Origin of the sequence: Sinorhizobium terangae (assembly GCF_029714365.1) — a bacterium.
Classification (GTDB): Bacteria; Pseudomonadota; Alphaproteobacteria; order Rhizobiales; family Rhizobiaceae; genus Sinorhizobium; species Sinorhizobium terangae.
Genome location: NZ_CP121660.1, coordinates 63,166 through 83,611, shown reverse-complemented (window position 1 = coordinate 83,611; position 20,446 = coordinate 63,166). Strand labels below are relative to the sequence as shown.

Here is a 20,446-nt window from a genome sequence, read left to right as displayed (position 1 = left end):
CGGCAATAAAGCTGCGTGTTAACCTGCCTCCGTGAGAAATGTTTCGGAGAATTACCCGGTAGCGGAGGTCGACTGCGCCGAGGGTAGCGCCGAGAACGCAGACGTCGGTTTCGTCACTGATAACGAGCGTCGAGACCCGATCGCGTTGAAGTCTCGAGTGGAGAGTGCCGTCAACCCACAAATCAACGGGATGTTCCTGAGGCCGATCGATGGAGTCGACCGGCAGGAACCAAAGGAACGCTTTTCGCCGCGGCGCGTTACCTCGTCCTGGCAACAGAAGCGGATTCGCAAAATGAAAGGCATTATTCTCTGGCTGATGGGTGTCCCCCTGATCGTCATCATCTTGCTCTACATGTTCGTGTTCTGATCGTGGCGGCGCCCAGAATTGCGCGGCCATCCCTTGAAAGAGCGCACCTTGTCCACCGACAAGGTTTCACCCCCATAGTTGAGCTCGGCAAAGATAGCTTGGCACTTAATTTGAGACTTGGCAGTTAATTTGAGATTGTCCCTTTGATTTTGGCACGTAATGTGAGATTCAACCGTCGACGAAATAGACGGTGTTTCTGCATGAACGATCCATTGCCCGACGAGATTGACGAAGCGCTTTGGGATGAGGCGTGTCGACGAGCCGAGGCGATCCGCGGATTCCGGGCTTCGAAAGAGATCGTGACGGTGAATCCAAAGTTGTAGTGGTTCAAGGAACAACTTCGATCTTGATCGCGTCAATGATCTTTTCCAGTCCTTCCGATTTGACCCACTTCCTGCCGACCTTCGTGAAGATGTTGCCGTATAGATTGTCGACTATTTGTCGATAAATGTGAGCAGTCCGGCTGTCGCTGCACCGGATGATAATCTGGCCCAAAGCTTTTGGATTCTCGAGGATCAGTTGGGCCTGGCGTAAGAATTGATCGATCTTGCCGGCGAAGCCCTGGTAGTGCCCGGACTTCTCAAGTTCCTTGAAGAAAACATCGTCATACTTACCTTTCGATTTCTTCAGTATGTCGGCGATCTCGGTGACCTCTTTCGAGTGCTTGTAGTCGACCAGATCGAGAGTTTCGGGCGCGGCCTTGTTTATTTCGAGATCATCGATCCTGACCTCGCGACCATCCTTGAGCTTCGCGGCCTGCTCGTAGTTCTTTCCCGTCTTCCCGACCTGGTACCGCCCCCAGGGTTTGTATTGGTCACCTTGCGGCATATTCCTTCTCTCGAACCCGACGTCCTTATAGGCCTTTGTCCTCTCGGCCGCAGACAGGGCCTTTGGACCGGTCTTTCCTGGCGTTTTTTTCCTCGGTCGCCGTCCTGCTCCTCCGCTGCCGCCGGATCCCGCGCCGGGCACGGCGCCTGGCATGCCCGGGACCTGGGGCTTCGGTGTCGGCGGGGCCGGGCTTGTCGCAGCCTTCGACGCTGCCGGGGCCTCGGCTATCGGCGCCTTTGCCGCTTTCTGCGATATCGCTTTTTCGATATCCGCAACCTGCTCGGCGGAGAGCACACGGCTCAGTTCCCGAACCGCCGCGTCCTGCGCCTTGCTCGCGGAAAGGACGCCCCCGCTCACTTTCTCAGCCTCTTTTGCAGCGGTCCGGAGCACGGTCCTGTTGAGACCGGCGACATTCTTGATGATCTGCATCGATTCAGCGGGCGTTGCCTTGGCGACGGCCACCACCATGGCGATCGGGAGGACTGCCTTGACAGCAGCTTTGCTGCCGCGCTGGGCGGCCCTCAAGCCTGCGCGGATCGCCTTCCACGCAGCGCCCGCTCCAGGCAATACGGCCAGCGCCACGTTGAGGCACCGCGCCCAGTCAGGGATCTTGTCGCCAGTTATAAGGTCCCGGCCCGTATATGCCTCTATGAGGCCCTTGATGTTCCCGATCACCGGCATGAAATCGAGCGCGAGGCTCAGCGCCGTGCCAAAGCACTCGAGGAAGTTCTGGGGTTTCAAGCATTCCTGAGCGGCCGACAGGAAGAAGTCGAACGCGATCTGCGTGCGGGGCATCACGCCCACGTTGTAGCCGCGAGGGTCGACCGTGCCCGGGAAACGAGGCGGGGGCGGGTGGAGCGCCCGGATGCGATCCTCGAGGACCTCTTCGGACAGTTTGACGCCGCTGTAGAATTGCTCTCGCGCGTAAACGACGACGATCTCGAATTCCTTTTCGGTGAGGCCGGCATCAAGCAGGAGTTTCTTGAAGTCCGCTTCGTTGCTGCGCCGTTCGGCCGCGATCACTTGCGGCGAAGGAAGCAATGCGCGAAGCTGCTCGTTTCTGTGGACCTTGCTTGCCTCTGGAAGCGCTTGCCTGAATCTCTCCAGTTCCGAGGGTGGCGGGCTCACGCCCGGGGCATAACACATGCGGTCCTCGGTGAGCGGGGCGGAGCACATCCTGTCGCTGAACCCGTCGCCCATCGCGCGGTTCCTCCAGCTCTTATGTTCCTTCAGAAACATGCAGCAATTCAAGGTGCTACGGCGCCTTCGCGCGTCTGGCAAGGCGCGCGGGGGCGCAGCGTTCCTAAGTATCGTCGGCGGGAATTACAACACTCGACCCTTCGACGACGACCTTCCTTTCGATCTCCGGATCCTCGAGCTCATCGCCGAGTACGCGGGCGGCGTAACGGACATTCTCCAGCTCGATTTTTCGCACTTCCGCCTGAGCCCGTTTGACGTCGACCGCACGGTGGCGAGCCTTGAACTCCTCGATGAGGGAATGGGTCGCCGGAAGAGCTTCGATGAACAGCGATCCCGACGGCACCGTGACCATGTCGTCGGCCCGCCGGCTGGCGGTCAGAAGCCTCTTGAACTGAGCCTGGAGCTGGTCCTTGATCTGATCGAATTCAGCGTCGTCCAGCTGATCCCGCAAGCAACAAACATAATCGGAAAAGTCCTCGAGGGACCAGTTGCCGAGGTCGTCGGGGTCGACCAGGGCATTGAAGGCGTGGTCGATATACGGAGCCATCATGAAGTCCGTCAGCGCGTTGGACTCTTTCAACGGGAACACGGCGTAGTTGCCTTTGAACCCGAGAAGCGTTTCCAGATCGGCGACCTGCGACAGCGGCACGTAGTGGAGCTGGGGATCAAAATCGGGGTGCAGTTCATACTTCGTCTCGACTTCGTATGTGCGCACCGGGGAGGCGCTGAAACTCGGGAGCGTCCTGTGGGCCATCGCCGCCATCATGTCGGGGCGAGGGGCGCTGAAGTCGACCCGTATCCACTTGCGCTTTTTCCGCAGCACCGGCGTCTTCGTGTTGTGCAGCCGGAAGAAGCGCTGGTCCGGGGGCTCATGGTTCCAAATGGCCTGCATGTAAAAGAGGATGTTCTGTTTGACATGCATGCGCAGCCGGGCGATCTGCGTCAGATGATTGACGTGGTCCCGGAATGCCTCGGAATAGGCACTTACCAGTGCGTTCAGCGCTTCGGTTTCCTTCCCGATCTGGCCGCCGAGGTCGTTCAGATCGTCCGCGACGGCCTGAATGGCATCCTCGACCGCCGCCTTGTCCTTTGCGAATTCCTTGTACAAGGGGTTCCTGAATTCATCCAGGAATGACGGAGTCTTCAGCAAGCGAAGGTACTCCTTCAGGGCCATCATTCTGATTTGCAGGCGCTCCTGGATGGCTCGAAGCGATTGCGTCTTCTCGCTCTGGGCCTTGAGGCTCAGCCTCATCTGCGCCAGTGCCACGTCGTCGCCGGCGACGTTCTCAGTCAAATAATCGAGGGCCGGGAGGAACGAATCATCCAGGAGCACGCGCCGCAGGATCCAGTCGTAGGTCATCAGCCAATCGTTATCGATCTCGTCGGGTCGCGGCACTTCCTGAGCGACAAGTATGACCGGTGTTATCTTGTGCAGCGATTCCGAAACGCGGAAGCGGCGTTGCAGCTCGTAGAATAGAAACGTGACGGCAATCTCGTCATTCGGGTTGGTGATCTCCGTCGTTTCCACCGTTTCGAGATCCTCGGTATCCTCCGTGACGACCTCGGTGGAGCGCTCGTTCTTGTAGTCCTGTGCCGATTTGGTGACGGCCTCGTGGAAGGATTTCTTGATGTCGTCGGACGACTTGCTGGCGTCCCGTGTGAAGCTGCTCGTGACCGTATTGTCGGTGCTTCCGAGCCCCGGGACCTTGACGTCAAACTTATGCTGGGTCGTTAGGTTGAAGTTGGTCTTGACCGAAGCACGCCGCACGATCTCCTCTTCAGCCCGCGCCGTCAGCGTGGATTCCTCGCGCCAGCTCCGGACGTGGTTCTCCACCTCTTTCTGGTAGCGTTTTTTGTGGATCTTCCTGGTGACGCTTACCTTTTGCACCTGTTTCGGAGCAAGCGTGATGGTTCTGACCAATTCGCCCGCCTGGTAGGCCTGCGGCTTCCATTCCTGATTGTAGGTCAGCAGGATCCCGAAATTGATGCTGCGTTCCTTCTGGTTCGCCGCGTAGATGGTGAAATTGAAAGGCTCCTTTATCCGCTGCTCCAGATCCTTCAGGACCTGAGGCAGGTCGTCGGCGACCCCGAGCGCCCCGGTGCGATGGTCGCGGGCCTCGCCCCAGGAAGAGTCGGTGACCCTCGTGCCACCCGACCACGTTGAACTATCTCCGCTGTCGGCGCCATCTCGATGGTCCCTGACGGTCCTCGCGACCCGCCTGCCGAGCTTCACGAAGCCGTGCCCGACATTGGTTGTGAAATCGAACGCGTTTGGGTCACCCCCCAGGGCGACGATCGTGTCGAACGCATTTTCGGCGAGGTCGATCAGGCCCTGATCGATCACCTCCTGCCAGACATGCTCGAAAGCGATCTGAAGATTGTGAAAATCGAAATAGGCGGGCGTGTCCGCCGGGCTTTTCTCCAATGACAGCTGCCGTATCTGCTTCTGGACCTCGATCTTGTCCGACCGGGGCGTCAGGCCGTTGACGACTTCTTCCTCCGGCGAGGTCAGTGTGCTCATCAGATGGGACAGGCGTCGCCTTATATCGCTTTTGGTGATTTGATCGTCATCCGGAACAATCGCGCCGGCGCCAGCCTCGACATCGCCAGTGTCTTCATCCGGGCTACCCGCCGGAACATTCAGGAGTTCGGCTGCTCGCCTTTGCCTTCGCGAGAGGTCGCGGCAGACCTGGACCAAAGGAGCCTCTCGAATGAGGGCCGCGTTTCCGTTTTGCGCCTCGACTGACGGTGAGGGGCCCAGGACCTTCGCAACGTCCGATTCATCGATAAAGCCGTGGGCATCGCGAAGCGGTTCGAGTTGCCCCTTCTGATCATCGGAAAGGCTGACATAGCCTCGGCGCGGCGACCGGGCGACCGGATCGTTGATGACCTTCGTGATGGCGTCCGTCATGACGGCGACGCTCTTGTCGAGAACGCTTTGGCCCGGCAGGACCAAACGTTCGGGATTCACCAAGTTTTCGTTCACGGTCGAAAGCTCTTTGATCAACCGCGGTTTGATGTCGTTATGGAAGGTCTCGAGCCGTACCTTCTCTATCTCCAATTGCTTCCGCGTCAGCTCCGCGAGCCCCAAGCGCATCGCCTCGCGCCGTTCATCGATGGCGGCCACTCTGGTGAGAACACTTCCCGACGGCTCACTGTCCGCGAGGTTGAGCGTCGGCAAAGGGATGCCGGCTTTCGTCAACTGCTCGGAGGAAAGCCGGATCAGGAACGTCTCGAGCCGACCGGCATTCTGGCGTACGGCGAGCGAGAAATGGAGAATACGGGAGTTCGGGTCCTGGCCCGTTTCTTCCGGCGCTGCCACCATGAGCAGAAGGTCCGGGCGCTTTTCCTGCTCGCTCCGAATCTTGAATTCGGAATCCTCGAACTTGTACCCGAACGCGCCGTTCCGATCAGTCGCGACGGAGCAAATTCGATCGCCGAGCGCTGACATGCCCGCCACGCCGGTGGTCACCGCGGTGCCCGAAAGCAGGGTACCGTCAAGCGCCAATTCTTCAGGGCGCGTGTCGGGATCGAGGTCATAGACGATCACGAGTAGATCCGGGACCCCGAGGCCGCTTTCCTTGTGTGTAATCTTGCCGATGATCTCATTCATTGCAGCACCCCCAAGCTCGTGTCGTTTGCGCAAATCGACGAGCGCGCTACGGAAAGAAGCGGCCAGCAATTGAACCGCATGAGGCATGTGCAGATCGGGTCTGGAGATCAGGATAGCACCGACCGGAGCACCGGCAATCGTTGAAATATAGGGCAAATGGATGTGTTCCAGTTGGTGTTCGAGGCCAGCCTGACGAGTGTCGTTCCAGTCCTTGCCGAGCTTGAACATTGTGGCGTCATAGGCGGCTTGTATCGCATGCCATCGGCGGTGAAAGGGTGATGTCACTACCCGATTTTTCGCGGTCACGGCGCCAGCAGTTCCCTTCAACACACTATGCAATCTTTTTAACACCGACAGGGAACAAGGCCGCCAGCAGCAGGCGACCTTGCGAATTGCGTGGTCAGACTTGCCCTCGCACCAGCGCGACGCCGCCTCCGTCCTGTTGCGCACGTTCATCTTCTTGTAGATGTTGCGGACATGCACCTTGACGGTGTTTTCCGAAAGCCCGAGGCGACCGGCGATGATCTTGTTCTGCATGCCCATGCAGATGAGATCGAGAATCTGGGCCTCGCGCGTCGTGAGGGCGCCCTTGCCGATCAAAATGGACTAGTTCAGATCGTCGGCAACAAGGGTACAGTGGTCTGAGGAGCGATGCCTCTTTGGTGGGCAAGTCAAACGATCCGAGCGTTGGCGTTCGATCAAGACTCGCCTCAAGAAAATGAACGCTTTGCGGTCCGGAATCGCTACGGTTTCAATTGGGACAGCGCGCGACGTGTCCGACGCTTCAAGATCTCCCTTGACCCTCATGAGACCTGCGGCAACGGGTAAATTCGACCCAATTTGGACGATAGGTAGGCCGGCCATAACCGCCGCGTTTCGGGAACTCGACTGTTTATCCCTCGCCTGAAAGGATTCGAACCGAAGACCCAGTCGTCAGCCTTGAGCATTACTGAATATTCCGGCTCTTGACCTTCAGTGTATCGATATGAAGATCCGGCACAAACATATCCCTCGCCCGAACTCCCGGGACCGGCCGCTCGCGGGAATCCGGACTTCCGGGAGAGCCATGGGCGAACTCGTTGCCGCCGCCGGTCGGTGGCCGGAATGCTCCATCGCGTTCACAAGGCCCGATAGATCGGTCGAGAGATCGAAGAGTTGCTGGGCAACTAGGTGAACCACCTCCCCTTCCCGCTGGATCCTGCCGTTGATCGCCATCATGCTAGCGCCGAGCACCACCCGGCGCGACCGCTCGAAGAGTTTTGGCCAGAGACGACATTGGCCACACCGGTCTCGTCCTCGATGGTGATGAACATCACCCTTTGCCGAGCCTGGTCGCTGGCGCACCAGCACCAGGACTGCCGCCATTAGCCATTGCCCGTCACGCGGCGTCATCGCCTCGGCACAGGTGACGATCCGACGCTTGCCGAGATCGCTCCGCAGGAAACCCAGGGGATGCTGCCGTGGCGGCGATGAACCTCACGTCTGCCCCGCCGTTCCGACGACGCAATTGGGCGGCCTGCCGCTCTCCTTCACGCTGTCTTTCGTGGGCCTTGCCTGCGCGCTGCCGCTCGGCATCCTGCTTGCGCTGTCGCGCACATCCGAACTGCCCGTGATCCGCGTCCTGGCCACGTGCTTCATCGAGATCGTCCGCGGTGTGCCTCTGATTAGCATCCTTTTCATGGCAACGGTGATGCTGCCGCTGTTCATGCCCGACGGCGTTACAGTCGACAAGCTGCTGCGCGCGCAGATCGCCATCATCATCTTCGCCGCCGCCTATATCGCCGAGATCGTGCGCGGCGGCCTGCAGGATGTGCCCAAGGGGCAGCTCGAAGCTGGTGCGGCGCCTGGCATGGGCTATTGGCTGGTGATGTTCAAAATCGTGCTGCCGCAGGCGATCAAGAAGGTCATTCCCCCACTCGTCGCGCTCTTCATCGGCTTCTTCCAGGACACCACGCTTGTCACCATCGTTGGCCTGCTCGATTTCCTCGATACCGTGCGCTCGGCAATGCGCGATCCTGCCTGGCAGGGCATTGCCGTGCTGGAAGGCTATGTCTTCGCCGCCGCCGTCTACTTCACCTTCAGCGCGCTGATGGGAGCCTATAGCCGCTTCCTGGAGCGTCATTTCAGGACGACCCATGACTAAGTCCATCCACGTCATTCGCAATGTCGAGACGATCGTCATCTATGACGAACAAACTGGCACCCACGCCTATCTTTCCGATGGCGACATCGCCTTCGACGATAGCGCGATCCTCCATGTCGGAGGTCGCTATACCGGCCCATTTGAACAGGAGGAACAGGGTCCGGCCGCATGCTGCTGCCGGGCTTCGTCAACATCCATTGCCATTCCGACGAGGAGCCGCTGTCCAAGGGCATCTTCGACGACATGGGCACCGCCGCCCTCTGGGGCCAGGCGATGTACGAATACTCGACCCTGATCGAGATCAGTGAGGAGGCGCGCGAGGCCTCTTTGACGATCATGCTTGGCGATCTCATCCGCAGCGGCGTCACCACGCTCGTCGATATCGCCGGCCCACACGAGGCTTGGCTGCCGACGCTTGAAAGGCGGCGCCCGCGCCTATGCCGCGCCGGGCTTGTCGTTTGCCATTTAATCAGGGTATTCCTCAGTTTGTGTTCGTTAGATATGATGCCGCTATGGGTGGGCATGCGAACGAAAACGAAATGGTCGCCCGGCCCAGGGGGTCAAAGTTCTGGGTGTCGCGCTCACTGATGATGACAGTTGGGTTGTTTTTCCGCCGTCGGACCAGCCTTCGGCATTTGCCCTGATTGCGGACGGCGGACCCGAAATCGGCATGGCTGGTCCAACCGAAGCCTTCAAGATCTGCCGGCCCAGGGCAAGACCGTAACGGTGAAGCTTCGGTTGAGCCGCTGGCGGTGCGCACATCAGAACTGTCAACGACAAACGTTCACCGGATCGCACGTCGCACCGGCAACGGCCGACGCAGCATCGCGAAATGGTTGACTTTTGAGACGCCAACCCGACCGGCGAAGGTCGGTGTTGAAGCCGACATCCCCCTTATATTTCGAGGCGTTTCTCGCCCAGTGTTGGAAAGATCGCAATCGCTGCGGACGGCATCTGTTTCACTTTATCAAACAGCGCGGCTACCCGGGCGGTTTTTCGAATCTCGAGCGGCTTCTCGCAAGCTGGCGCCGCGCCGAGAGGTCGGTCAAGGACGGTGCGTCGCCGGCTCCGATCATACCCGATCAACCGGCTCGCGATGCTGTCCCGATACGGGATCCGGAGACCGGCCATGTGATCTCGCCGGTGGTCGCAACTGCCCTCTGTATGAAGCCGCGAAGCATGCTGACCATCAATCAGGCGAGCAAGGTGGACGCCCTGAAGCAGGGATCACATGAGTTGATGCGCAGCCTTGCCATGCGATTTCGCGGCATTCTCCGGAGGGTGAATCGAGCAAGCTCGACATTTGGATCGACGATACCATCAGCTCCGGGCTCGCCCCGATGATCCGGTTCGCGCGGGTCTTGCGCCCTGACATCGGCACCATCCGCAACGCCATCGAATTGCCCTGGCACCCGTGATGGTCTGCCATGTGGAAAGCTTATCCGACTGAATGGGCGGCTGCGGCGGTGACATCGAGGTAGCGCAGCCCGCGCGCGGCTATCCGCGGAACGCGCGCCTAAGCGGTTTTCTTGGCCCTGACGCCAGTGGTGCGACCTCGCTATTCGGCACCAAATCGTTCAAGCATCTTCTTGAGCCACAGGTTCTGTGCACGCAGCTGTTCAGCCAGCAACCTCTTGAGGCGCTTGTTGTCTGCGTCCACGGCGGCAAGCTCGTCGTGGCAGGTCGGATTGTCGACAGTCCCGGTCCGCGGCTGTCGATCATCGTGCCCAACCGTCGAGTTGAGCGCAATCGTCTGGGCGGGCGCCCGCTGGGCGCGCATTCGAGGAGTGCCGCTTGATGTCGCTCGACGCTGCGGTGCCGGTTGGCTCTCCTCAACTTGCACAGCCGCTTCGGCCGGATGATCGGCCTCATGGTGCTTCGAGTTTTCGACCTCTACTCCGTTGCCAAATGGTACCGCTGCTGGCGCAACGTCGACGTCGTCGACGCGTTCGTTGCCAGACCCTGCATTGATCGGATCAGCCGGCCTAGTCTCACCCGAGTCAGGCGTTCCAGGTCCTTTATTTGAATCGAACAGATGCGGCGCCGCATCCTCCACTTCACGGGCCAAAGCCTTGAGATCTGTGTCCCCCCAGATGGAGTTCGTCGGGGCTTTTGGCTGTCGTCGCCCCGACCTGAATTCAACAGCGAATCTCCGTTGTGGCGTCTTCATCTACTTTCGATCCCAAGCAACCGTAAAAGATGCAACGCCGATCGGCGCCGCTGCATTCCTGCGGGCGCACCAATACAGCCCTTCCTCGCGCGCTTCAACCGCTCGCCAACTCGCAGCTGGCGCGCCTTTCAGCCGGCAACAGCAGGGCTTCGTTTGCCGCGACAATGCCGAATGGGAGCAAATATAAGCTCGACACGAAGGTCGCGAAGAGGCGTCGCCCGGCGCATCCCCGGCCCTGATTAGTCCAGACCGAGCCTCTTGCGCAGTTCGGCATTTTCCGCTCGCAGCTTCTCCGCCAGTAGCTTGCGGAGCCTCTGGTTTTCCTCTTCGAGCTGGACAAGATCTGCCAACTCATCGCCGGCTGGTAGCGGCTTGGCGCTCTTGGTGTCCTTTTGCTCGACAGGCTTCGCAGCACCTTTCCAATGATAGTAGGTTTGCTCCGATATGCCGGCGCTCTTGATAGCGTCCTTGAGGGTGCTGCCGTCGCTGACTTGCGTCGCGATCAGCCTCAACTTCTCGCTCTTCTCTTGCTCGGTATACGCCCTGCGTTTAGCGGCCGGCGCCTTTGATTGACCTGGTTCGGAAGCCGCCTTCTGAGGCCGTGGCGACCTCCGCTTCTTAGCCGTTGGTGCTTTCACCTCTGCGTCCGTCGCTACAGCCGCAGCAACTGGTCCCGCATTACTCTCGTCAGCCATCCGCAATATCCTCCTTTAGTCATCGCCTGTTTTCGGCTGAGTGCTTCACAGAGTCAACACAACCATCATAGTCCTGCTTTACGGATCGTTGATGTTTGGCTTGTGCCTGGAGCCTGATGATCGACGGTGAAAGGCTGCCAGCTCTCACCTGAAATAGACGGCACTCTGCTTACTACTGTCCCTCCATTTGACGATCGCGGCGACCCCTACAGGGTGGTGCAGGTTCGGCGCGGCGTGAACGGTATCGCAGTCTGATGCCGCAGGGTACCGCCTTCCAGAGTTCACGCCTGCCGGTCACGGCCAAGGCGATCGCCGTGCTTCAATTGCTTGGCGAGCTCTACTCCTCATTTTCTACCGACGCCAGTTGTACGCCAATATAAATCCCGCCGATGAAATTCGTTTAAAAGTAATACTTGAAAATTGACTCGACCGGAAAGTCGTTCTCTGGTTCTATCTTGGCGTACTGTTTCCCAGTAGCAAGGGCGTAGCAATGGCTTACGATTGGGATGGAAAGCGCACACGTCGGCTCCAGATGCTCAGGTTCATGGGAGCTCTGGCTATACCTGCCCTGCTATTCGGCTCGGCCATTGCGGCACTGCAGTGGACCGATACGGATGGTCCGGCCTTAAGGACGGCTCACGTTCGATAGATCTCCAGGAAGCTGCACTCGTACAAATTAGACTCAAACGCAGGGGTACAAAGGGTCTTCCGTCGCATCCGGTGGCGGAAGGGGGGAACGACGAATTCAGCGCAAACCTTGAGTTTCGATCCAATTGGGCCTGACGAGTTGGCCATGATCGGCAGGGCCTTCCAAGACGAGCTGCAAAGGCGAGCCTTGTCACGCAAGTCTGAAGAAGCTGAAGCGCTCGCCGCAAAGCTGATCAATGCTTATCAAGCAGGGATTCGCGACGATCTGGGCTTGAGTATTGTCGCTGGGCTGTCCTGAGGCGCAACGTGCGCAGCGGCGAATAGACACTGAGCCGATGGATGGCCGTCTGCTAAAAAAGGTCTCGCACTCATTCAGTTGAGTCGCGGCGAGGGCTTCGCCGCCGGCAAAAGATGACGCAAGTGCGCGCTTGTAGGAAGGCGCCAAGCTCATGAAACTTCGAATCGCTCAAGCATCTTCTTAAGCTGGGCGTTCTGCAGATGAAGCTTTCGGGCGAGTTGGGTCCTCAGCATTTTGATTTCTTCGTCGAGTGTTGCCATTTCATGGAAGAACAGGTCACCTGAAGACGGGGGCGGCAAGGTGTGATGATGCTTTGGGGCGACAGCGCTCTGCACAGCCACCTGGGCGTTGACTCTCTTCCTACGTTCTCGACGCTTGATCCGCGGTTTGCTTTGCGACTTTGTGCTTGCTGCGCTTTTTTGAACCGACGAATTGGCTTCGGCACCCGAATGGTCGGCTTCATGACGCGCACTTGTTTGAGGCTCTTCAGCATCGATCGGCGGTTTTAGCGCCTGTGCGACAGCGGCATCGCCTTTCGCCTTATCCGATGCGACCGCCCCTTGATCAATCGAGACGTCCTCATCATGAGCATGTGGGCTGGCAGCTACCGTCGAACTGGGCGGATCTGCGGACGTATGCTCCACTTCGCTCTCGAGAGCCTTGGAATCGGTGTCATTCCCGATCGAACTCTCTTGCGCTTCCGCCGATGGTCGCCGGGACATCAATTGGGCAAGGAATTTCCACGGTCTTTTCATAGTGTTCCAACCTTGAGCAAGCGGACAGTGATCCGGCTGCAGCTGTTGCTTCCTCACAACTTTCGAGACGGCAACACCATCGCGGTAACCGAGCCTGCGCAACCTGGATGCGACGGGCTGCGCGGCAAGGCCATCCCATCAAGCCTTGTACCGATCGAACGCCGTCAGCCTTTTGACCGGTGGGTCGGCCTCTTGCCACCGGTAGATCTCTGACTTCAGGAAAGCGAGCTCCGCGGCGAGCTGCTCCTCGTCGATGTCGATCCACCAGGATTTCGGGCGGCCGTCGCTGCCATCCGACCAGCGGTATCCCCGAGCCTTCAGATGATCTTTCATGTCGAAGGGGCTATGCTCGGCGAAGATGCGCACGCGCGAGCGCTGACTTGTCTGGAGAAGTTCCGCAAAAGCGCTTGGCTCCGTCACTCCGTCGGCGCCGGCGAGCACCTCGAGCAGAGCAAAACAGTCGTCGACGGCGCGATGGCCATCGTGGAAATAGCCACTTTGACCAATCAGATAGCCGAGCTTCGTGCCCTCGAAACCGCGCGTCGCCCAATCGACTTCCTTGACCGAACAGGCCCATGCCTTGCCGGAAAACATGCTTGAGAACGCCTCGCAGAACGGACGATCGAATCCGGCATTGTGGGCGATCACCAGGTCGGCCGGATCGAGCAACGCTCGAAGCGAACCGACATCGATCATCCGCCCGGCAACCATCTGGTCGGTGATTCCTGTCAGGCGGGTGATTTCAGGGGGGATTGGGACAGTTGGCTGCTGCAGGCCGCCGTAAACGCCCGTGACGTCGCCGATATTGCCCTCGTCGTCAAAGGTGAACGCAACTGCGCCGATTTCGATGATCTCGTCCTTGCTGTGGTCGAGGCCCGTCGTCTCGGTGTCGACGATCACTCCGATGCGAGGAAATCCCGCCCGCGGTATATCGACGATCCGGCGGCCGACAAGCTTGCGCAGCACGCGATAGCTGCCGCTCTCCTCCAGAAGCCGGGCCATGCTCTCGTCATCGAGTGGCCGCCGCCGCCGCAGCTTCAAGGGTCCTCGCAGCTTCACAACGACGTCATTGCCTGGCTCAGGCGGCGAGGCAAACATATCCAGCTGAGATGTCATCGGCCTTAGTGTCCTCGGGCTTCGGGGCACCAGTGCGGTGCTGATCATGCGTCAGGATAGAAACCGAGTGAGACTCTGGCAACGCGATTGAGGTCGGCAGAACAGGTCACACCAGCCAGAATACCCAGAAATCTGTCGAAAAAGGATATCCACCTCCGGCACGCCGCTCGCTCACTACGGCGCTGTCGAGGGCGCGAGCGGTTTCGCTACCACCTATTACACCACCTGTGGGGACGCGACCCAGTCAATCCATAGACAATGGATTGTGCAAGGTTGGAGTTGACCGTTTTCGATGGTGAGGCGACACTTCTGCAGCAACGCAGGAGGAAAAATGATGGCCGAGCCAGACGACTGGCGCCACATGGCAAGCGCGCCGAAAAACGGCAGTCGGATCCTCGTCACGATCCGCCCGTCCGAACAGGGGGCGGCAGAAGTTGACCTCGCGTACTGGTCGAGTGGCGATCAGTTCGGCCCAGAAGGCTGGCGCGCCGCTGATTCCTCGCCAGGCTGCATCATCATATACGCCGAGCCCGAATTGAAGTGCTGGATGCCGATGCCATCGGCCAATCTCAATCGCACCTCTATGCCCTCACCCTGGGAAGGCGATGACGACCAAGAGCTCAACGGGTCAGGGATTTAAGAACTCGCGCCGCCATGTTGCGAAGATAGTATGCAGCGAGCGGCAAAATCCGATGCGGGACAGTGCAGCCCCGAGACGCTTAAGACTCATGGATGGTCCAACAAAATCGATCAGCGTCTCTATTTTCGGAAGTGCCATGCGAGAGCTCGGTATTTCGGTATACTTCTCGCAATTCGCGTTGGCTGACTTCCTCGTACACGACGGCGTCACGAGAACTTTTGAGACGTGCGCTTGCAGCCTGTGGAACGCCTAATCTGGAATCCGATGTAACGTCGCCTTGAAGAGAGTCAAACCGAAGGCCCCTGAAATCTGGAAAGGTGTTTGTCTGGACTATTCTTTCTGTCGCCTGCAAGCGCGACTAGAAGCGTAGCGCCATATCAAAGCGCAAGAAAACCAGATCTAAATCCTACCGGCGCCCGCTGATCAGTCCCCAAATAAGGCGCCACAAGCTGAACGTGGTCCAGTTATAGATCCTGTTGTAGGCGGCTTTCTTCGGATTGGTGATCCAGCCATACCCTTTCGGGGCCTTTACGCCCAAGTTATGCCGCACAAACCGCCTTGCCGAAGTACGGGCCGCCAGGCTCTTCTTCAAGCTCGGCTTCCTCATTCCAAATTTCATTCGCTTCTCCCACTTGTATCTTGACGCCTCCAGACCGCTCACCGGCTAGACGACTTCCCGCGCTTCCATCGGTTCGGCAATTTGCGCTCCATGGCTTTGGGCCGGAAGACCAGGACGTAACAAAGAAGAAAACGCGTGTGCAGGTGAGAGTCGGTGGTGCCTTCGCTTCAACGATATGCCTTCCTCCACCCAGCTTCACGCGCCGCCTCTTCGGAACAGAACCATCGTTCCCCCTGTAGCGGATTGATGATTGTCTCGCTGTAATATTCCTGTCCCGGAACGTGGTAGATCCGCTCGCCGCCGAAGCTGACGTTACCTTTGATGCCGCATCCAATGCTGGACGCGATTGGCGATGTGAGCATCGCGACGGCGAGTATTGCGATGCCGGTCGCGAGCGCTGCCCCGGGGACCCAATCGGGAAAATGACCATCCACTCGGACTTTGCGGGCATAAAGCGTCTGTGGTCGTACCGCACCTTTGCGTCCGGACTTCCACTTCTGACGCTTGCGCGGATCGAAATCGACCACTTTCCCCATCTCGCCCCTCACGTGGAGACAATGGGCTATGTTCACGGTTGAGTCCATTAGCCCCATCGAGTGAACCGAGGGGTGAGTTTCAGCCCGACGCGTGCATGTGTTTAAGCGTGAAACATCGCTATCACCGAGCTTGAATTCGATCTTAAATAAATGCTTTTATGTGGTCATTTACGAAGGCGCGATTGGGGGTGAGACGTGCCAAGCCATGAGCGGGCTCTGTTGTGTGTGCAGACGGCGCTTCTGCTGCTGGGCGTAGTGCACCAAGGACTTGCACAATCGTTATCCGGACATTCCATAGGTGAGAACCGGTCTATTCTTGAGGCAGAGGGGTCGCCTGTCGCAATCGAGAATCGCGGTGAACACACATCGATGACATTCGGGATCGCTTCGTCGGTCGAGCTGTCAGGCACGTTTCAAAATTCGACAGGGGATATCGTTTACCTGGAGGCTAAGCGAAGCGCACAAACTGACGCATCGCCGGCTTATTTTGCCGACTTTAGGTTTGGGCAGACCAAACTCGCCGACATTCGGTCGCGTTTCGGAAGCGCGGGGATGCTGTTCAAGGGAAGCCCTCCCGCTTATGCGACACCGGACGGCGGGGTAGCAATCACCAGCAACTATGAAGTCGCAGACACGAACGTCATCGCATCGTTCGTCTCCAAGGTGTCGCCAATCGCGCTCGTCACCCTCAAGAATAGGCACGGTACCGACGTCTACACGCACGTGGCCAAGTTCGCATCGCTCGACACGGTCATCATATCCGATGCCGACTATTTCAAAAGCCTACGTGGATCCGCTTTTGTCTTCGACGAAGGGTATCATCCGATAGCCTGGCAGGAGGCAAGCGTCCCGACTGTGCCTTCCAAACAGATTTCGCTTGCGCGAATAAAGCCCGCTCAACTCCCCGCCTATCGCATTTATTCTGGGCCAATCAACGCCCCGGACTTCACAGACAGAGATTCCTCCTATCGTAGCTTTCAGACCCGTATCGCGGACGGTATGGCGAATGGTCCGAACTTCGCAGGCGAATTCGCTGTCATTCAGATCGGCTGTGGCACGGGATGCTCGATCGCCTTCGTGGCCAGCGTCAGAACGGGCGAAGTTTTTCGGCTGCCACTCGGCGGAGAGGACAATATGTATCTCAGCCTCGAATATCAGCTCGACAGCCGGCTCATGATTGCACAGTGGGCAGAAAATGAGGCAAGTAACTGTTACGTCGAGTTCCTTGGGTTCAAGGATGGCGAATGGACACAGTTGCTCAAACACGAGGTAGGATCATCAGAGCAATGTTACAACGCAGTCGCAGAAAATCTCAGGCAATGAAACACGATCACATGCGTTCAATTGCTCAAGCGCTCTCTCGTGGAAACCATCTTGTCGGGGCGCAGGATGAGGGCCGCCAACACATGCCTGAATTTCAATTGGTGTAAGTTTGTGATGGAAAGCGTCCCCGACCAGGTGCGAATAACAGTAGAAGCAGAGCTTATGCCTTGGCTAGCGGACGCCAGTGCGCGGTTTCGCTATCTGCATCCCGAAGTTGATGTCACGATTGAGGGCTTAGCAGTCGTCCTCAGCGGTTCCGGGGTACGCGAACCGGCGTTGGCGCAGGACTTCTGGCATTGCCTCTACCGCCAGAAGATCTTCAGCGAAACGCTACCGCTTCGGAAAATGCTAATTGAGGGCGTGACAGGCTTTGTCAGTCGTACCACTTAAATTTCGTCCCACCAGTGATGGACTCCTGCTCTTTGCGGACGATGCTGGTGGGTATTTCAAGTCCGATCATGACTTTCTGCGTCGCTATGCGCTCGGACACCTGAACCCGTTGGATTTGCGTTTCCTTCACGCAAACGGACACGCTTTCGACGAAGTGACTGATCTCGCCTATGCCGGTTTCGAGCACAGGTTTGCCAGCCGGCTGTACTCCCCCACTGAGCTGGACTACGTAATCCTGGTGCCGACGTTGAGATGTAACCTGGCCTGCGGATATTGCCAGGTGTCCCGCGTCAACGAAAACACGACCGGATTTGATTGGGATGAAAGAACGATTGAGGCGGTCCTTCACTTTCTTGACAAGCTCTCTGCGAAGAAAATCAAAGTAGAATTCCAAGGTGGCGAGCCACTTCTTCGGCTTGATGCGATCACACGGGTTCGAGATTTTTGCCGGGCCAGGTTTGACGCGAGCGAATTCGTGATTTGCACAAACCTTCAGGAAGTAAGCGCAGAAGCATGGGCCCTGCTGGAGCAGCCAGATGTCTTCACAAGCACGTCCTTGGATGGCAATCCTGCCACTCATCAAGTGCAGCGCACGATCACCGCCGATAAGACTGCTGCGTTTTTCGAGAATGTTGCGACAGCCGTGAAGAGGTTGGGTCCCGGCAAGATCTCCGCTCTACCAACCATAAATGTCAGCAGACCACCCGAGCCGCAGTCAGTCATCGATGCCTTCCTCGCCTACGATATCCGGTCAATTTATCTCCGCCCTGTGAACTATCAAGGATTCGCGCGCAAGCGCTTCGATGCACGAGCAAGCGCATCCCGGTGGAACCATTATTACTCATCCTTCATCGATGCGCTTGTCGAGTTCAATTGGAGCTCAGATGAGTCGATCGAAGAGTATTATTTCGTCCACTGTCTCCGACGGGTGCTGCGCTCGGGTCACAATGGTCATGCGGATCTGCGCAACCCCAATATAGTCGGCCATGGCTATTTAGTAATCGATTACGACGGCCGGCTCTATCCAACGGACGAAGCACGGATGGTTACCAGAGTAGGTCAGTTCGATCTCTCAATGGGCGATGTTTTCACTGGCCTTTCGCGCGAACCCATCGACACCTTAAACGCAGAGGCCCTCAACAATTTTCACCCAGACTGCGTCCACTGCCCCTATCAGGCGTTTTGCGGTGTCGATCTCATCGATGATCTGTCGCGCTACGGCCGCATCGACTTGCCGAAACACCTCACAGATTTCTGTCAGCGCCATACGTACATCTTCGACAAGATTTTCAGCATGATATATTCCGCTGACCCGAAAGTTCAAAAAACGCTGGCAATATGGTCAGGGGCACCTCGCTTCGACGCATCGCTCGCGAAAGTCCATCAATGATTAGCCTTCGCCTTCGGGTCGACCCGCTACCAATCGACCAACCCATCGTCATTAGGCTGCGGGAATCGTATACCGCGGACCAAACCCAACACGACGCCATACTCGTGGACCATGACGGAGAGCGCAGAGAATATGACTTCCAAGGGTTCTCCTTCGTTGTGCGGGCATCGCCTGACGAGGATCTTGACGGCGACGTCCTGCTTGTCGTTCCCGGCCAAGCGAGCGCGCATCGTCTGATCCGTGCGACCTCAACGCACAACACACTTCTGGTGACAGAACAGTGTGACCAGCTATGTGTGATGTGCTCGCAACCGCCGAAGAAGTACCACGCCGATCTCTTTGAGCAATTCGCCGTGGCAGCGTCACTTGCTCCCGAGGACGCCATGATTGGGATCTCCGGCGGTGAGCCTTTGCTGCACAAAGACCGTCTGTTCCCGATGCTTGAGGCGGTTGCAGCGGAGCGCCCCGACATTGGCTTTCATATCCTCACCAACGGTCAGCATTTTGAGCCCTCCGATGCCGTGAGGCTCGTCGGCCTCGGCTCGGACAGAATTCTGTGGGGTGTCCCTCTCTACTCGACAAATTCTCGGACCCACGACTTAATCGTCGGCAAAGTCGGCGCATTCAATCGTCTGGAGCGCGGCCTTACGACATTGATGCGCGCCGGGGCTTCCGTCGAACTTAGAACCGTCGTTCTTCAACAGAACTGGCGCGACCTTCATACCCTTGCTGACTACATCACCACGCGCCTCGGATTTATTTCGGTTTGGGCGATCATGCAGCTCGAGCGCATCGGTTATGGGCGCATGAACTGGAGCTCGTCGTTCAAGGACACGTCAATGGAATTCGAGCAGATCGCTCGCTCGGTAGACATCATGGCGGCGCGTGGAATGCCAGTTTCCCTGTACAACTTTCCGCTTTGTTCAGTGCCCGCAACATATCGCGGCTACGCGCCTTCAACCATTTCTGACTGGAAACGCAAGTACCTGGATTTTTGCGCTGACTGCAGTCTCCATGCAGCTTGTGGTGGTTTTTTCGAATGGTATAGTCACGATGAGGGGTTCGCAGCGCTGGGGGCGTTATGAAGACTCGACTATTTCTGATTCCGTCATTCGTGGCGGCGGGATTCCTGCCGTCCAAATCCGACGCAATGCCTGTCGGTGAAGTCGTAGCTAAGAAGAGCCCGCTTCCGTCGGTGCTAGAGCGGCTGCGCCTCAAGCACGTGTTCACATTAGCCGGACACCGCTCGCACAGTTCCCACCGGTCCCACAGCTCACATTCCAGTCATCGATCCAGCAGTGGCGGCGGCTACAGCTTTGGCGGGTACAGTGCCCCGACGTATTCCCGCGTGTCCCCTATCTACACGCCTCCGCCTGCTCCGTCCTACCCTTCCGTTCCCGTCACGCCCGTCGCTCCCTCCGCAGCAACACCCTCGATCGCTGCCCCTCTGGCCCCGGCTCCGCTGAAACCGTTGCCTGGTAACACCGACAAGTTCAGACGCATCGTAATGCAGGTTCAGACAGCGCTTACTGCCTACGGGTACTACTCCGGGCTCATCGATGGCCAAGTCGGCCCAGCCTGCAAGACTGCCCTTACGGCCATGCAATCCGACTACAATCTGAAAGTCACTGGTACCATCACCCCCGAGGTCCTTGACGCTTTCGGCATCGTCGCGAACTGACAACAGCTTATTCCTTGTAACCATCTCACAAGAT

15 protein-coding genes and 4 pseudogenes are annotated in these 20,446 nt (G+C 58.1%); 9 read left to right on the top strand and 10 right to left on the bottom strand.

The features are described 5' to 3' along the window. Positions 1 to 46 precede the first annotated feature (46 nt). From QA637_RS19095 to QA637_RS19080, 4 genes and pseudogenes are all read right to left on the bottom strand, one after another. Positions 47 to 178: pseudogene (locus tag QA637_RS19095) on the bottom strand (cysteine hydrolase); the annotation flags it as partial. Positions 179 to 694: 516 nt separating this feature from the next. Continuing rightward, positions 695 to 2,395 (bottom strand): pre-toxin TG domain-containing protein, encoded by a 1,701-nt coding sequence (locus QA637_RS19090; protein WP_283066256.1) that lies wholly within the window; start codon positions 2,393 to 2,395, stop codon positions 695 to 697. A gap of 4,030 nt (positions 2,396 to 6,425) precedes the next feature. Continuing rightward, positions 6,426 to 6,602, bottom strand: a pseudogene (locus tag QA637_RS19085) (response regulator transcription factor); the annotation flags it as partial. A gap of 352 nt (positions 6,603 to 6,954) precedes the next feature. Then, positions 6,955 to 7,469, bottom strand: a pseudogene (locus QA637_RS19080) (OB-fold nucleic acid binding domain-containing protein); the annotation flags it as partial. Here QA637_RS19080 and QA637_RS19075 point away from each other — a divergent pair. Further along, entirely contained in the window at positions 7,414 to 8,151 is a 738-nt protein-coding gene (locus tag QA637_RS19075) for an amino acid ABC transporter permease (protein ID WP_283067382.1), read from the top strand. The pseudogene QA637_RS19080 and the gene QA637_RS19075 sit on opposite strands and share 56 nt — an antisense overlap. 522 nt (positions 8,152 to 8,673) lie before the next feature. Beyond that, positions 8,674 to 9,560, top strand: a pseudogene (locus QA637_RS19065) (transposase family protein); the annotation flags it as partial. Positions 9,561 to 9,709: 149 nt separating this feature from the next. On the opposite strand, the gene QA637_RS19060 reads toward QA637_RS19065, so the two are convergent. Further along, positions 9,710 to 10,321, bottom strand: coding sequence for a hypothetical protein (locus QA637_RS19060; RefSeq protein ID WP_283066252.1), 612 nt, complete (start codon positions 10,319 to 10,321; stop codon positions 9,710 to 9,712). A 239-nt stretch (positions 10,322 to 10,560) separates the two neighbouring features. Further along, positions 10,561 to 11,016, bottom strand: a complete 456-nt coding sequence (locus QA637_RS19055) for a transposase (RefSeq protein WP_283066250.1) — start codon at positions 11,014 to 11,016, stop codon at positions 10,561 to 10,563. 793 nt (positions 11,017 to 11,809) lie between these two features. Between QA637_RS19055 and QA637_RS19050 the strand changes: the two genes are divergently transcribed. Then, a complete protein-coding gene (locus QA637_RS19050) occupies positions 11,810 to 11,962 on the top strand; it encodes a hypothetical protein (RefSeq protein ID WP_283066248.1) in 153 nt (50 codons plus the stop codon). Positions 11,963 to 12,111: 149 nt separating this feature from the next. Here the strand turns inward: QA637_RS19050 and QA637_RS19045 are convergent, their stop codons facing one another. After that, on the bottom strand, positions 12,112 to 12,717 hold the full coding sequence (locus QA637_RS19045; protein ID WP_283066247.1) for a hypothetical protein: 606 nt from the start codon (positions 12,715 to 12,717) through the stop codon (positions 12,112 to 12,114). Positions 12,718 to 12,855: 138 nt separating this feature from the next. Then, on the bottom strand, positions 12,856 to 13,833 hold the full coding sequence (locus QA637_RS19040) for a 3'-5' exonuclease (protein ID WP_283066246.1): 978 nt from the start codon (positions 13,831 to 13,833) through the stop codon (positions 12,856 to 12,858). 334 nt (positions 13,834 to 14,167) lie between these two features. Here QA637_RS19040 and QA637_RS19035 point away from each other — a divergent pair, with 334 nt between their 5' ends. After that, the gene (locus tag QA637_RS19035; RefSeq protein WP_283066245.1) at positions 14,168 to 14,473 is read left to right on the top strand and encodes a hypothetical protein; all 306 of its coding nucleotides are present in this window, start codon (positions 14,168 to 14,170) and stop codon (positions 14,471 to 14,473) included. A 406-nt stretch (positions 14,474 to 14,879) separates the two neighbouring features. Here the strand turns inward: QA637_RS19035 and QA637_RS19030 are convergent, their stop codons facing one another. Both QA637_RS19030 and QA637_RS19025 read right to left on the bottom strand, forming a co-directional pair. After that, entirely contained in the window at positions 14,880 to 15,092 is a 213-nt protein-coding gene (locus tag QA637_RS19030; RefSeq protein ID WP_283066243.1) for a hypothetical protein, read from the bottom strand. 167 nt (positions 15,093 to 15,259) lie between these two features. Beyond that, a complete protein-coding gene (locus QA637_RS19025) occupies positions 15,260 to 15,619 on the bottom strand; it encodes a sunset domain-containing protein (RefSeq protein ID WP_283066242.1) in 360 nt (119 codons plus the stop codon). Positions 15,620 to 15,997: 378 nt separating this feature from the next. Between QA637_RS19025 and QA637_RS19020 the strand changes: the two genes are divergently transcribed. The 5 genes from QA637_RS19020 to hxsA all read left to right on the top strand — a co-directional run bounded on the left by QA637_RS19020 (position 15,998) and on the right by hxsA (position 20,412). Next, on the top strand, positions 15,998 to 16,951 hold the full coding sequence (locus QA637_RS19020; protein ID WP_283066241.1) for a hypothetical protein: 954 nt from the start codon (positions 15,998 to 16,000) through the stop codon (positions 16,949 to 16,951). Between the two features lie 66 nt (positions 16,952 to 17,017). Beyond that, the gene (locus QA637_RS19015) at positions 17,018 to 17,341 is read left to right on the top strand and encodes a hypothetical protein (protein ID WP_283066240.1); all 324 of its coding nucleotides are present in this window, start codon (positions 17,018 to 17,020) and stop codon (positions 17,339 to 17,341) included. Then, positions 17,322 to 18,731: a His-Xaa-Ser system radical SAM maturase HxsB gene (gene hxsB / locus QA637_RS19010; RefSeq protein WP_283066239.1), complete on the top strand. Its 1,410-nt coding sequence runs from the start codon at positions 17,322 to 17,324 to the stop codon at positions 18,729 to 18,731. The genes QA637_RS19015 and hxsB overlap by 20 nt, the downstream gene beginning before the upstream one ends. Then, the gene (gene hxsC, locus QA637_RS19005) at positions 18,728 to 19,816 is read left to right on the top strand and encodes a His-Xaa-Ser system radical SAM maturase HxsC (RefSeq protein WP_283066237.1); all 1,089 of its coding nucleotides are present in this window, start codon (positions 18,728 to 18,730) and stop codon (positions 19,814 to 19,816) included. The genes hxsB and hxsC overlap by 4 nt, the downstream gene beginning before the upstream one ends. After that, positions 19,813 to 20,412 carry a His-Xaa-Ser repeat protein HxsA gene (gene hxsA / locus QA637_RS19000; protein ID WP_283066235.1) on the top strand — a complete coding sequence of 200 codons (600 nt, stop codon included), beginning with the start codon at positions 19,813 to 19,815 and terminating at the stop codon, positions 20,410 to 20,412. The genes hxsC and hxsA overlap by 4 nt, the downstream gene beginning before the upstream one ends. Positions 20,413 to 20,446: the final 34 nt, after the last annotated feature.